The organism is Mesorhizobium sp. WSM4819 (genome assembly GCF_055811215.1).
Map to the genome: position 1 here is coordinate 1 of NZ_JBVVQO010000053.1, position 13,911 is coordinate 13,911.

Here is a 13,911-nt window from a genome sequence, read left to right on the forward strand (position 1 = left end):
ACGATGATGGCGTCGTCGACCAGCATGCCGACCGCCAGGATGAGGCTGAACAGCACGATCATGTTGATCGTGTAGCCTATCATGGCCAACAGCAGGATGCCGATCAGGAAGGACGATGGAATGGCGAGGCCGATCAGCAGCGAGGCGCGGCCCGACAGCGCGTAGAGAATGACGATGAACACCAGGATCACGGCAATCATGACGTGGTTCTGCAGATCGCCGAGCAACTGGTTGACGAAGACCGACTTGTCCTGCGTGTAGGTGACGTGCATGCCTTCCGGCGCCGACTTGACGAAGGAGTCGGACACCTCCCTGACTTTGGCAATCGTGTCGATCAGGTTGGATTCGATGCGCTTCTTCACCTCGATGGCGATCGCCGGCTTGCCGTCGAGACGGGTCGCCGTCTCGGCGTCCTTGAAGGTGGAGCGGACGGTGGCGATATCCTTGGCCTGCACCACCGCATTGGGGCCGGCGACGATCGTCAGCGCCGCCATGTCCTGCGGCGTTTCGATCAGCGACGGCACCTTGACGGCATATTTTCCCTCGGACCCTTCGATGTTGCCGGCGGCGACAACACTGTTGGAATCGCCGACCGCACCGATCAGCTGCTCGAGCTGCAGCCCGTAGGACGACAGTTTCATCGGTTCGATGACGACTTCGACGAGCTCGTCGCGGGCGCCCTGCAGCGAGCCCTTCAGCACGCCAGGCACTTCCTCGATGCGGTCGCGCAGCTCGCGCGCCGCCGCCGTCAGAACGCGCTCGGGCACCTCGCCCGACAGCGTCACGACAAGGACGGGGAACTCGGAGACGTTGACTTCGGAGACCACAGGCTCCTCGGCTGCCTGCGGCAGGTCGGCCTTGCCGTCCTGGACCTTGCTGCGCGTGTCCTGCAACGCGGTAGCCAGATCCGTCTGCGGGTGGAATTCGACCATCACATAGCCGCCGCCCTGGAAGGCGGCCGAACGCATCTCCTTAAGACCTTTGAGGCTTTTCAGCTTGGCTTCCATCGGCCGCAGCAGAAGGCGTTCCGAATCCTCGGGCGAGATGCCCTGATAGATCAGGCTGACATACATCATCGGAATCGGAACGTCGGGTTCCGCTTCCTTCGGTGTCGACTGGTAGGCGACCGCACCGGCAAGGATGAGGAACACCAGCACCGAAATGGTCAGCCTGGCATTGCTGATTGCGAGTTTGACGATATCCATGATTACTGCGTCCCGGCCGTCGCTTCGCCCAGCAGCTTCTGGATGGTCGCCTGGTCGGCCTCGACCGGTTTGACCACTTCGCCTTCCTTCACCAGTTCCTGGCCGGCGACGATGATGCGCGCATCGGCAGGGATGCCGCCGAGCACCAGGCCGGCTGGCGTATCGTCGACCAGATCGATCGGGAAGAACACGACCTTGTTATCCTTGTCGACGGCGCGGATGCCGAGATCGCCCTTGTCGCCGAGCGTGACCACGGAGCGCGGCAGCATGACTGCGTCTGTCGGCTGCGCGCTCAGCGCGATCTCGGCGGTCATCCCGGCCGGAATGGTGCCCTCGGGGTTGGGGATTGCGATCTCGACGCGGAAGGTGCGGGTGGCGGACGAGGCGTCGCGGCTGATATAGCGCACGGTGCCCTCGACCTTCTGGCCGCTGACCAATCGTACATTCGCCTTGTCGCCGATCTTCAGATAGCCGAGATCACGTTCGCTGACCTCGCCGCGGGCGATCACCGGATCGAGGCTCAAAATGGTCGCCACTTCGTCGCCCTGCATCACGGAACTGCCAAGCTCCACCGGCACCCGGTCGATGACGCCGTCGAACGGCGCCTTCACCTCGTTGCGGTCGAGCTCGGCCTGCGCGGCTTCCAGGTGCGACTGGGCCAGCGTCAGGTTGGAGCGCGCCGTATCGAGCTGCAGCTTGGGCAGATTGCCGGTTTTCATCAGCCGCAATGCTGCATCGAGTTCGGCCTGACGCTGGACCAGGAGCTGCTGGGCGTTGCTGACCGCCGAAAGCTTTTCCTCGGTGGCCAGCATCAGCACGAGGTCGCCGGTCTTGACGCGCTGTCCCTGCTTGACCGGCAGCTTGTCGATGACGCCGGCGGCGCGAGTCGCCAGGACGGCGCGCTTATCGGCTTCGGTCAGTCCGGAAATCCGGATGGCGCGCGCATGGATACGCCTGGGCGGAGTTATGGTCGCGACGGTGCGCAAGGTCGCCTTGGGCTGTTCTGCCTCAGCGGGCTTGACCTTGCCGGCGTCGGCCGCCTTTGGCTGCTCGACCTCCCCCGCCTCGGGTTTGTCGGCGGCCGCGCTACCGACCGACGAGAACTCGCCCGTCGCCATCCACGCAGCGAAACCGACAAGCACAACAATGGCTGCAAGCTTGTGAAACCTGTATTTGGGCATCGTCGTTTTTCCAGTGCGGTATTCGGCCAGGCCGCGTCTTCTAACTCGGCGCGTTGCCGATATGGGTGCGTGCAGAAAAGTTGATGGGTTATTACTTCGCTGGACAGGATGCGGCCGCCGTGAAGCGCGCCGGACCAGCGCGGCCGTTCATCTGCGACATCACACTCGGCACCTTGTCCCACTCGGGGCAACCCCTTAATTGGGGGCTAACCGCTGCGTAAAAGCGCCGGCAGCGCACCCGACTTCGAGCGCATTGCGACAGGACCTTGCGCAAGTGACACCTGAGAATTTGCGTATGGCGCTCCCGCTCGAACGGATTGCCATCGAGCCGCCATGGATCGTCTGCGGCCATTTCTCGATTCAGCAGTTCATGATCGACTTTATGGGTCAAATTCACACCTCGCTAAGTCAGCAATCACCGACGCTGCAAAACGCCGTCAGAGATAGCGTCGGGACCCGGGCACGCTAATTCTGAAAGCGGGGCCGTTCGTGAGACCCGATGTCAAAACACCACCACGCTTCACCGTGTGGTTGCCCACCTCGTGCACTTCTGGGACCATTCAGCGAATGAGAGTCCGTTTGACGCGCGCATAGACACCGATGAGGAGGAACGTCCGGCACCAATTTCCACTGTCTTCGGATCGTTGCCTTCTGTACTCCTATGGGCATAGGTGGTTGGTGCTCAGGCTTCTTCGTCGGGCGTGCCTGCAGGCCGAGGCACTTGATTTCGGTCACACTCCTAATAGGGTCGGCAAGATTGGCAAAATTGATTGTTCGGATGACAACCATCCACGCCCTAAACATATCGAAGGCGGAAATGGGCGTGGCTGGGTCCGCGCCTGTGTGGCGTTGGCCGACAAACGCTTTGCGGTGGGCGGGAATCCCGCACACACAGCGATTGAGACGCTGACGATCCGCGGTGGAAGAGGCTCGCGGCATTCAGCAGCCTCGTCTTCATCAAGCATGGATCCTACCCTGTGCATTGTCGATCTCGCAGATGCGATCGAGTTTGTGGAGGAGTGGCCGGAGGACCGCCGCAGTCTGATCCATGAACAGCCCTTCACCGGTGCTACCAAGCACAAGACGCCGCACGCCAATGGGCGTGGTCCGCGATGCCTTTGTCGGCTCCGCGAAGCGAGCCGCAATCCTGAAAGACCTCGAGGCGGAAATGCCGTGGATCGCTGCTTCCAATTCGGGCGGTGGACAGGTGCAGGTTCGTTCGGCCGTCCACCTCATTTTGTGCCGCATATGCCGGGTTGCCCGGTCGCTGTGTTGGGCAGGGCACGACCGATGGAGGCAGAATATCACCAGCTGCGCCGGATGCGGCTGACCATGGTGGAGAACGACGAGCGTGCAACCACGGAACCGGCTGCGCGCTACGCGGGTCGGAGGTCACGGCCATAAGGCGGAGGTCAACTTCGAAGGGAGCGCGGCGGTCCTCTCTCGTTCGAAGACAGAGCAGTCCCGACCGGATCGCTCGTAGATGGGAGGCCATGCCATAATTGCACCGAAAGCCGACCCTGGCCGAACCAGGAACGCTTGAAAGAGCAGATCACGCTTTTGCGTATACAAGGGGAGGAAAGCGTCATGCTGTTCACTGGGACCGTGATCCCGTGCAGCCGCGACCGCTCACATCGAACCACACTCGCCAGCTTATTACGACGCCAGCACGCTAACGATGACTGTGACTGTGGTTCACCGCCTCAGCAATGGCCGCAATGCCATGACGGACAAAGGGAGATGTTGGCCGAAGCGCAGTCCGTCAGCTACACCACCTAGGGGGGACACGATCCAGGACCCGATCCCGCCTGCGGTTAAGCGCGAGTTGAAAAGCATACGTCCACGTCCGCCATTACCGCATGCACCGCCTTGGATAAGGCCTGCCCCGAGGCATGGCGGGGCCCCGGTTGGCGTTCGTATCGACGGCAGGTTCCTAAGCAGCGACTCCCGTGAGGTCGAGCAGTTCTAACTGGCGGCTTGAGTCGACGGCGCTCACGCACAGCCGTTCCAGGTGCAGCCCGTTATGCGGCCCTGGGCAAGCTTTTGGGTGGTCCTCAGCACCGCCGGTCGCAGAGAGGTCCGGTTTGCACCGTTAGCACAGGCCAATATTGCGGCCGCCTCGGATGTATGCGTCCCTCTCTTCTGTTTGGCCTGACTGAACAAACTTGCACCCGGTCGGACATGCAGTCCAACCAGGATGCGCGCATCCACATCAAGCCCCATGAAGGCGAAGAAAATCCTCATACGTCGCTTTCAACCCGGCACCAAGAGACGTTTTGGCTTTCCAGCCAAGCTTACGCAAGCGCGTTACGTCCAGTAACTTGCGCGGAGTACCGTCTGGCTTCGTCGTGTCGAATACCAGATTGCCCTCCCAGCAGATCGCCGCCTTGACGAGTTCCGCCACCTCTCGAATTGTGACATCCTCGCCAACGCCAACATTAATCAGGGGCGCAGTGTCGGCGGCTGTCAAGGCGTCAAAATCCGAATCTGGCAGGCCAAGCAGGAACGCAATGGCATCGCCTACATCCGACGAATACATAAACTCTCGCCGAGGGTTTCCGGATCCCCAGACCCCCACCGAGGAGTCGCCGTTTATTTTAGCTTGATGAAAACGGCGTATCAGAGCAGGCAAAACGTGGCATTTTTCGGGGTGATAATTGTCGCCGGGACCATATAAGCTGGTCGGCATCAACGCGAGATAGCGCGTCTGGTACTGCCGGTTAAAAGACCAGCATGATTCGACTCCTGCGATTTTTGCCAAAGCGAAGGGACGATTCGTCGCTTCAAGCGGACCGGTCAGAAGGTATTCCTCCCGTATCGGCTGCGGACAGTCGCGTGGATAGATACATGAGGAGCCAAGAAAAATCATCCGTTCGACGCCGGAAGCGTAAGCGGCATCAAAAACACTGAGTTGGATCGCGAGGTTGTTATGAAGGAAATCGACAGGAGAGCTAGCGTTCGCCAGTATACCACCAACCGTTGCGGCGCACATAATGACGTAATCGGGCCGCTGCGACATGAAGAACCTGCGCGTCTCGGTCCGGTCAAATAGATCCAGTTGGTCGTGAGTACGTGTTATTATCTCATACGATCCTAACGCCTCGAGGGCACTCATTGTGGCGGATCCAACAAGGCCGCGATGGCCTGCCACATAGACTTTCTTCATCTTTTTGTTTCCCATGTGATAACGCTATGGACGCTCCATAAGAAGGCCACCGTAACGCGGATAACAAGCCAGCATGGCGCCGCCGTTGTCATCATAACTCTCGTGGACTGTATGAATAATAACCCTGCGTCATCAGCACTGCGTCACGCTCTGCCATGCGCAAATCTTCCCGAACCATCTCCCTAATCAATTCAATGAAGGAGATTTTAGGCTCCCACCCAAGTTTTTCTTTGGCCTTGCGGGCATCGCCGAGAAGTGTCTCGACTTCTGCAGGACGAAAATAACGGGGATCTACTTTTACGATCAAAGCTCCCGTCTTTGCATCGTATCCCTCTTCATCGACCCCTTCCCCAACCCAACGAACACCAATGCCGAGTTCAGCGGCCGCGACGGTGACAAATTCGCGCACCGAATGTTGCTCACCGCTAGCGATCACAAAGTCTTCAGCTTGCTCCTGCTGCAGCATCAACCACTGCATCTGGACGTAGTCTCGAGCGTGCCCCCAATCGCGACGAGCATCAAGGTTGCCCAAGAATAGAGTCGGCTGCATTCCAAGCTTAATCCGAGCCAGGGCGCGTGTGATTTTACGCGTTACAAATGTTTCTCCGCGCGCGGGTGACTCATGATTAAATAAAATGCCGTTACATGCGTACAAATTGTAAGCTTCTCGATAATTTACGGTGATCCAGTGAGCATACAATTTGGCAACAGCGTAGGGTGATCGGGGGTAGAACGGTGTCGTCTCGGTCTGTGGCGTTTCCTGCACCAGCCCGTAGAGCTCAGACGTCGAGGCTTGGTAGTAGCGCGTATGCTCGACGAGCCCCAGGATCCGAATTGCCTCGAGGATACGCAGCGCACCCAACGCGTCCGAGTTCGCGGTGTATTCTGGTTGTTCAAAGGAGACTGCAACGTGGCTCTGAGCTGCCAGATTGTAAATTTCGTCCGGCTGAACCAGTTGGATGACGCGCGTAAGGCTGGACGAGTCTGTCAAGTCCCCGTGATGAAGTGTAAGATCAACGCCACTTTCATGAGGATCATGATAGAGATGGTCTATACGGCCCGTATTGAAAAGGGACGATCGTCTTTTTATCCCATGCACAGAATAGCCCTTTTCCAAAAGCAATTCTGCGAGGTAGGAACCGTCTTGCCCCGTGACCCCGGTGATTAAAGCGACTTTTTTCTTTGACAAGCTTGAATCCTTTTGATTTTTACGCGCCGAAGAAAATGCTCGCCTGCGGCGGGATTGCGTGGCGAGAAAGGGGCGCATTGGGCAGGGCGAACGGGGCCTCTGCGCGAAGGCAAGGGAGAGTTCGAGCGGGATGCCAACCCCTTCATGGGGCCGGGGAACGGTCGAAAGAGTTATCAATCAAGATCAAACGACGCGGGTCATTCAGATCGAATTCGACAATTCGTGGCACGAAGAGGCGGGCATAGCGGGAGAAGGCGCTAGTCGGAGGAAAGCGAATTACAGTATCGCACCTACCAAGGAGATACATCTCAACGAGAGCGGAAATACCCCCGTCAGTGCCCAGTGCTGCACTGTTTAAAGGGCCGGCCTGATCCGCTTGGAAGCGTTTTGGGACGGTGAAAAGTTCGGGAAATACGCCCGACAAGTGATCAACAACCTGGGCGCTGTCTGTACACAAGAACACCCTTACAGGCCTTGGATGCGGTTGCGCTTTGGCCATACGAATGGCAGTGCATACCTGCTCTAAGGCAACCTTTGGATCAGCCCAGTAAGGTGCGTGATCCATAATATCTCCGCCGTTGCCGTGGCGGACATGGACCCCGATTATGCTGTGCCCGGCAAAGTGTTCCTGGTAGAGCGCTTCAATCCGATCCTCAATTTCGACCCTCGGTCTGATGCTCCGAAATATCGTTCGCTCGGCTTGCTCATCGCAGCGCCACATCAAGCAAGCATCACACACTACCGTGTTGGCTTCACAATCATCCTGGGCTTGGAAAAGATCGTTAAGCTCGTCACGTTCTTGGAAAATCTGTTCATCCGGACGGTACACGCAGTCGATGGATGGCTTGTTCCACCACGACGGGAAGAAGGGACCGGGGAATGAGACGTGGTTGATCTCGTCATCGCAAATGACCCGTACACCACCGATCTCTTCAATTGGCTTGAAGAAAGCCGGAAAGGCATTCGCAAACGGGTTGTCGAGGTAACAAGAGCCGCGCCAATCTATTGCTAAAGCCCGTCCCGTCCGATGTGCGTAGTCCCATGCCGACGCGAGAGACCACAGGCAATCACCGAGACCCTCGCGCCGTCGAGAAACAACGAACCGATCTATCCTTGAGCCATCAACAAGCATTTAAATTGCCTCTTTCCAAAACACCACAAACCTCAGCTTTGCTGCTGCCTTTGAGGCAAGCGCCTGCGCAATTCGGGGGAGCTTGTCGTGCTGCGCCAATGCGATGTAGCTTGCGTCGATCGCGGAAGTGCCTCGCCGCGATGGACACGCGCCTAGGCTGGTATTCGGCGCACGCCAGAAAATGCTCTTCAGAGCCAACGCAAACATCAACGACTTTCCCTAAAGGCTTACATCCTTTGAATTCATTCTATGCAACGTGCCGCAACATCCGTAAAATCGTCTGTTTCGATGAAACGCATCCACGTGATGGATGGCTAGTGGACATGGGTTCCAGGGCGTTGACCTGAACCCTCTCGTTGTGCGTCACTGCTAATCCCAGCGGAACCTTACGGCGGCAGCACGCAGCATGACCCAAGTCAGCCGGCCATGAGCGCGACTGCAACGACGCCATCCGAACGGAGCCGTTGACATGACTTCACTTGCACACTTCCTCAGATCATCATGGAGCCCATCGTGCGCCCCCTGCCGCCCTGCTGGAAGACCTGGGCAGAGCCGGCGATATCACGAGCGATGCAATTATCGCCGCCGATGCAAAGCCACCCTTTCGCTTAACGCGCGCCAAGCGCGGGTGGGTGCGGGGCTCGACCTGTGGCGTTTTCTTTCTTGCTCGGCGATCCAGCAATCGATGTGCAAATCCGGCGGCCGGACGGCAGCGATGTCGAGCAGGTCAAACCAATACGATCGTAAACGGGCCGGCGCGCAGCCTGCTGACGGCCGAGCGGACCGCGCTCAATTTTCTGTGCGGTCTGAGCGGCACTGCTACGGCTACGGCCGCGTTTGTCGAAGCGATATGCGGTCAGGCGCCAATCACCGCTTCGCGCTCGACGACGCGGTGCTCATCAAGGACAACCACATCGCCATTGCCGGCGACATCCGCACCGCAATCGAGCGGGCGCGTAGCGCCACAGGCCACATCGTCAAGATCGAGGTAGAGGTGGACAGGCTGGACCAGTTGGAGAGAGCCCTTACAGTGGGCGTCGACGCCTTGCTCCTCGACAACATGTCGGTCGAGGAGCTTGCGCAGGCTGTGCCTATGTCCGGCGCCGCGCGATCACCGAGGCCTCGGGGCCCGAGTAGCGCGGGCGAGCGCCCCGGCAATTGCGGCGACCGGCGTGGACCTCATATCGTGGCTGGCTTACCCGCAGCGCGCCCATTCTCGACATCGGTCTCGTGCTCGGCGCCGGCGCCATCACCCGGCACTTCAAGATGTTCATAGCTCCGGACCGTTCCGAACGATCAGGGTGCCGGATGGCCACTCGCTCATCGAGCGTCCAATCGGCACAACCACGACGAGCACGTCCTCGACGCGCGTGGGCGGCAGGTCGAGATACACATCTGCGAGAGTGGACCGCACGCGAACGCCCGACACAATCGCCGCCAGGCCGCCTCTGCAGAACCTTTCCATATGGTTCCGCATCGCGTGCCGAACGGTGCCGAAAGCGAATGGAACCCCAAGCTGCTGCATTACTGGATATAGAACGCTCATTGAATGACTGATCCCTTGTCCCTCAAGATCCGGACGCACCCCGTACAACCCCAGGTCGGCCACTAGGAGCTCGACCTCGTCAACCTTGATGAAGCGACGTAGTATCCCGATATGAGCCGCTACGCCGTGCGCGTCGTAGCTGATTGCGCGGAGCTCCGGCCTCGCACCGGCCCAGCTACGGCCGCCTTCGAATGGCTCTGAGTTGAAGGCCCCAGTCGGTCCGTAGGTCTTTCGGAAAAACTCGGAGAGTTCGACATGGTCGGCCTGTTGCAACTCATTTTCCCAGCACAACCTCCACCGCACGTCAGAGCACATGGAAAACCTCATCTTTTGTTGCTATTTTGTTGGGGAAGCGCCTAGCAGGGGGACGCTTGTCGAATCGAGCCGGCTCGATGTAGCTGGCGCACCGAAGAAACTAGCCGCAATGAACATGCGGCCCCGTTGTGTTCCGAGCACACCGGAAGGCGCACACCAGAATAATACTGCTCTGAACCAATGCAAAAATTCGATAACTACCTTTTGGCTTACATCTTTTAAATCTTCCTATGCGACGTTCTGCGGAATTGGCAAAATCGTTTCTTTGGATTAATGCATCCAAGCTATGGATAGGAAAAGACATGCGTTTCAAAGAACTTGATCTAAATCTCCGCCCGGCCTTGATCAGGAGGCTTCGACCCGGCCAGTAGCCCGACCGACCCGTTCGTCAGTTGCCAGACCAACCGACTGCTATGGGTGCGAACCTTCCCCCACTGTTGATAGCCGTCATCGGGCCGCACTGAACTTTTCACGCTAAATCATTGCCATGCCGCCGTTCACATGAATGGTCTGGCCGGTGACATAGGCGGCTTCGTTGGAAGCGAGGTAGGCGACGGCGGAGGCGACTTCGGCGCTGGTGCCCATGCGCCGTGTCGGAATCGCCGCCATGATCGCCTCTTTCTGCTTGTCGTTGAGCTTGTCGGTCATCGCCGATTCGATGAAGCCCGGGGCGACGCAGTTGACGGTGATGTTGCGCGTGGCGATCTCCTGCGCCAGCGACTTGGAAAAGCCGATCATGCCGGCCTTGGAGGCGCAGTAGTTGGTTTGGCCAGGATTGCCGGTGACGCCAACCACAGAGGTGATGTTGATGATGCGGCCATGCCGGCGCCGCATCATCGGATGGGTCAGTTCGCGGGTCAGCCGGAACACCGCGGTCAGATTGACCTCGAGCACCGAATCCCAGTCGGCGTCCGCCATGCGTACGAACAGCCCGTCCTTGGTGATGCCGGCATTGTTGACGAGAATGTCGACGCCTTCGAGATCGGCCTCGACCTTCTGGCCAAGCGCCTTGACCTCGTCGCGATTGGAAAGGTTCGCCGGGAACAGCTTGACCCGATCGCCGAGCTCAATCGCCAGCGTCTCCAGCTTCTCGACACGGGTGCCGTGCAGGCCGACGACGGCGCCCTGCGCATGCAGCACTCGGGCGATCGCCTCGCCGATGCCTCCCGATGCGCCTGTGACAAGCGCCTTGCGGCCGGTCAGATCGAACATTTATCGATTCCCTTTCTAAGACCGGCTTCGCACGGAAGCGGTCACTGGCGCCCTGCGCCTTCCAGACATTATCGGGTACATTTTTGGACAGGTCCTCGAGCCGACTCGAAGGGCCTCGCTTAACCTTCCGGGTAGCGGTACCGTCCAAGTCGCCTCAACAGTTGAGAATTTTGCAAAAAGCGGACCCCGGATACCAGAGATAGAGTTCCTGGAGGCATCTCGTATGGCTTCTACACCTGCTTGAACGCTAGAACTGCATTCATACCGCCCATAGCAAACGCGTTGCTCATCGCCACACGCACCTTACGCTCGCGCGGCACGTTGGGCGTGACATCGAGATCGCAAAGGGGATCTGGCTCGCGATAATTGGCCGTCGGCGGTACGACGCCCTCTTGGATCGCCATCACACAGGCGATCATTTCAAGCGCGCTCGCTGCACCGAGGCAGTGCGCGTGGGTGGACTTGGTGGAGGAGATTGACATCGAGTAAGCATGGTGGCCGAAGACGCGCTTGATCGCCGCCGTTTCGGTTTCGTCGTTGGCCTTGGTGCCGGTGCCATGTGCGTTCAGGTAGTCCACGTCCTCGGGATTCAGTCCGGCATCGGCAAGACAGGCGCGTATCGCTGTTTCCGGGCCTTCGATAGATGGCGCGACTATGTGAAAAGCATCGCCGGAAAAACCGATGCCCGCGACCTCGGCAAGTATCGTAGCGCCGCGCGCGCTTGCGTGCTCATAGCTCTCCAGCACGGCCATCCCCGCGCCCTCGCCCAGCACCACGCCCTTCCTGTCGCCGGAGAAGGGGCGGCAGGTGTCCGGGGCAAGTACGCGCAGTGCTTCCCAGCCCTTCATCACGAGCCAGACGAGTGGCGCGTCACTGCCTCCGGCAACCATAACGTCGGCCCGGCCGAGCTTGATCTGATCCACTGCAGAAGCGATTGCGTGGTTGGCCGACGCGCATGCTGATGCGAGGCCAAAGACCGGACCACGCAGGCCGAGGTTCATGCTGACTTGGCTGGCAGCGGCGCTCGGTAGCACCTTAGGTGCAGTGAGGATGGGAGCACGTCTGCCGTTGTTGAAGTCCAGGACACGATAGCTCCCTTCCATGGCTCCCCAGCCCCAACCGCAGACGCCCACTGCCGTGCCGAAGCGATGAGCGTTTTCTTCATAGAAGGAAAGTCCGGCTTGCCGCATCGCTTCGCGCGCTGCAAGCACCGCGAGCAAGCTGAATCGGTCCATCGAGACGGACTGGCTGCGTTCGATGTCATGGGCGGGTAGCTCCTTGATCTCGGCACCTATATGGCCCTCAAGCCCATGAAGCTCGGGAGTCACGATCGGGCCGATGGCGGAGCGCCCTTCACGCATTCCTGTCCAGATGGAGGCGGCATCAGTGCCCAGGCCGCACAGCCCGCCTAGTCCGGTGATGACGACACGCCGATCCATTCAAGCCGCCTTGCTTAGCAAGCCGCGGACGGCTTCCACCATGTCGCCGACACTTTGGAGATTCGACCAGGCGTCGGCTGCGTTCATGTCGATCTTGATGCCGTAGGCCTGCTCCACATCCCAGAGGAGATCCGCCAGACCCAGCGAATCGATTCCGAGCGAGGTCAGTTCCGTGGCAGTCGTTATTTCGCCGATGATGGACACACTCTCGCCGCTCTCCGATTCGACGCGGTTCTTGATCGTGGCAATGATTTCCGTTGCAAGTTGATCAGCCATTCTGTTCCTTTCCATAGCAATGCCTTTTGACGTGGTGCGGCGCCATGCCTCTGCCAGTCACGTCGCGAAAATCGTCCCTGACCAGGCTTGTGCCACTCACCAACAGCAATCGGAGCGCGTCTGAGCTCATGGAAATTTCCCTTTCGGGCTCTTTTTTCGCAGTCGTCACACGATAAGGGTAGCGGGCGATCAGGGCGTGTGAGGTGCTGTCAATGCGAGATTCCGGAAGATTGATAAAATCGTTTGTTTCGATGAGATGCATCCACCCTGTGGATAGAGATACATTCCAATGGACCGGCAAGCCTCTGGTTGCGGGAGATAATGCGACAGGAGACATCCCGCATGGCTCCACGCAAAAGCTCGGCACGTATCGGGCGCTACTAGATGCTCAGCGCCTCACACTCGCTCTCTACGGTGCGACGAAGCGCGCTGGCGGTCGCGGAATGCACAAAGGTTACCGATCCGCAGGGTGGATTCATCCTGTGGGTCGAGCTTCCGAACACCATCGATTCGCTCGACACTTTCAGGGCTGCATCGCGGCGTCGGCACGGGCGGCATGGGTGGTATGGGTTTCTAAGGTCTGCGCCTCTCACCAATCTCAAAGGGCGGCAGCAATGCCGCCCCCTTTTTGGAACGGAGCCGGTCGGAAAAGGTTTGCGCTCGCGAGCGGCTTCGCTACCGCCGACCTACACCACGCGGTGGGACACGACCTTAAGGTCGGCTAGAGCGCTGGCTGACCATGGCGTCACCTAGGGCGCTAGACCAAGCAGGAACCGATGCTCGGATCAGCTTGGTCGACGATTAGCGCCGTCAATGTTTTGCCTTGCAACGCCTCAAATCTAGGAAAGTTGTTTCTGGAGTTGCGTTTCAAGGCCCATCGCAAAAAAGTTGACGCTGTCATCGCCGCCGCGATCCTCGCCTTCGGCCTTGTCAACATCCATCCTTTTTTCGGGGACGGCAACGGCCGCATTCACTGCAACCTGATCCACCACGTGCTTGCCATGCGCCGCTTCAACCCGCCGGGAGTGGTGTTTCCTGTCTCGGCCGCGATACTGGACTCATGCCAAGGACACGATTTACGGCTTGCCGCTATTTCTACGCTTCCAACCTGAAGCGTGTCTGGCGTGTGGCGCCACCTCTTTGACGGGCAGCCCCAACACGTCGGCGACATATCCGAGCGCTAGCATATCACCCTCCATTCGATTGCATCTAATTTGAATCCGAACTTCGGTATTTTCAATTAAATGCCA

General features: G+C 58.9%; 11 protein-coding genes and 2 pseudogenes. 3 read left to right on the plus strand and 10 right to left on the minus strand.

All coding sequences use genetic code 11. From position 1 onward, the window contains the following. The 3 genes and pseudogenes from AC0L18_RS30075 to AC0L18_RS30085 form a co-directional block, all read right to left on the minus strand. On the minus strand, nucleotides 1–1,205 hold a 1,205-nt coding region (locus tag AC0L18_RS30075; RefSeq protein ID WP_473495401.1), incomplete at its 3' end, for an efflux RND transporter permease subunit. Between the two features lie 2 nt (nucleotides 1,206–1,207). Further along, entirely contained in the window at nucleotides 1,208–2,386 is a 1,179-nt protein-coding gene (locus AC0L18_RS30080) for an efflux RND transporter periplasmic adaptor subunit (protein WP_473495402.1), read from the minus strand. A 198-nt stretch (nucleotides 2,387–2,584) separates the two neighbouring features. Then, nucleotides 2,585–2,738 (minus strand): annotated as a pseudogene (locus AC0L18_RS30085) (SAM-dependent methyltransferase); the annotation flags it as partial. Between AC0L18_RS30085 and AC0L18_RS30090 the strand changes: the two are divergent. After that, the gene (locus AC0L18_RS30090) at nucleotides 2,682–2,855 is read left to right on the plus strand and encodes a hypothetical protein (protein WP_473458568.1); all 174 of its coding nucleotides are present in this window, start codon (nucleotides 2,682–2,684) and stop codon (nucleotides 2,853–2,855) included. The pseudogene AC0L18_RS30085 and the gene AC0L18_RS30090 sit on opposite strands and share 57 nt — an antisense overlap. 1,743 nt (nucleotides 2,856–4,598) lie before the next feature. On the opposite strand, the gene AC0L18_RS30095 is transcribed toward AC0L18_RS30090, so the two are convergent. The 3 genes from AC0L18_RS30095 to AC0L18_RS30105 form a co-directional block, all read right to left on the minus strand. After that, the gene (locus AC0L18_RS30095; protein WP_473495403.1) at nucleotides 4,599–5,552 is read right to left on the minus strand and encodes a GDP-L-fucose synthase family protein; all 954 of its coding nucleotides are present in this window, start codon (nucleotides 5,550–5,552) and stop codon (nucleotides 4,599–4,601) included. Nucleotides 5,553–5,643: 91 nt separating this feature from the next. Next, complete coding sequence (gmd, locus tag AC0L18_RS30100; RefSeq protein ID WP_473495404.1) at nucleotides 5,644–6,741, minus strand: GDP-mannose 4,6-dehydratase; 1,098 nt, start codon at nucleotides 6,739–6,741, stop codon at nucleotides 5,644–5,646. A 142-nt stretch (nucleotides 6,742–6,883) separates the two neighbouring features. Next, complete coding sequence (locus tag AC0L18_RS30105) at nucleotides 6,884–7,873, minus strand: nodulation protein NodZ (RefSeq protein WP_473495405.1); 990 nt, start codon at nucleotides 7,871–7,873, stop codon at nucleotides 6,884–6,886. Nucleotides 7,874–8,342: 469 nt separating this feature from the next. On the opposite strand from AC0L18_RS30105, the pseudogene AC0L18_RS30110 reads away from it, so the two are divergent. Continuing rightward, a pseudogene (locus tag AC0L18_RS30110) lies at nucleotides 8,343–9,133 on the plus strand (nicotinate-nucleotide diphosphorylase); the annotation flags it as partial. A 10-nt stretch (nucleotides 9,134–9,143) separates the two neighbouring features. On the opposite strand, the gene AC0L18_RS30115 reads toward AC0L18_RS30110, so the two are convergent. From AC0L18_RS30115 to AC0L18_RS30130, 4 genes are all read right to left on the minus strand, one after another. Beyond that, complete coding sequence (locus AC0L18_RS30115) at nucleotides 9,144–9,734, minus strand: NodA family N-acyltransferase (RefSeq protein WP_473495431.1); 591 nt, start codon at nucleotides 9,732–9,734, stop codon at nucleotides 9,144–9,146. A 474-nt stretch (nucleotides 9,735–10,208) separates the two neighbouring features. After that, a complete protein-coding gene (gene fabG / locus AC0L18_RS30120) occupies nucleotides 10,209–10,946 on the minus strand; it encodes a 3-oxoacyl-[acyl-carrier-protein] reductase (RefSeq protein WP_473495406.1) in 738 nt (245 codons plus the stop codon). Between the two features lie 230 nt (nucleotides 10,947–11,176). Then, entirely contained in the window at nucleotides 11,177–12,385 is a 1,209-nt protein-coding gene (locus AC0L18_RS30125) for a beta-ketoacyl-[acyl-carrier-protein] synthase family protein (protein ID WP_473495407.1), read from the minus strand. Beyond that, on the minus strand, nucleotides 12,386–12,661 hold the full coding sequence (locus AC0L18_RS30130; protein ID WP_473495408.1) for an acyl carrier protein: 276 nt from the start codon (nucleotides 12,659–12,661) through the stop codon (nucleotides 12,386–12,388). It abuts the gene before it with no gap. Between the two features lie 776 nt (nucleotides 12,662–13,437). On the opposite strand from AC0L18_RS30130, the gene AC0L18_RS30135 reads away from it, so the two are divergent. Beyond that, nucleotides 13,438–13,773: a Fic family protein gene (locus AC0L18_RS30135; protein WP_473495409.1), complete on the plus strand. Its 336-nt coding sequence runs from the start codon at nucleotides 13,438–13,440 to the stop codon at nucleotides 13,771–13,773. Nucleotides 13,774–13,911 lie beyond the last annotated feature (138 nt).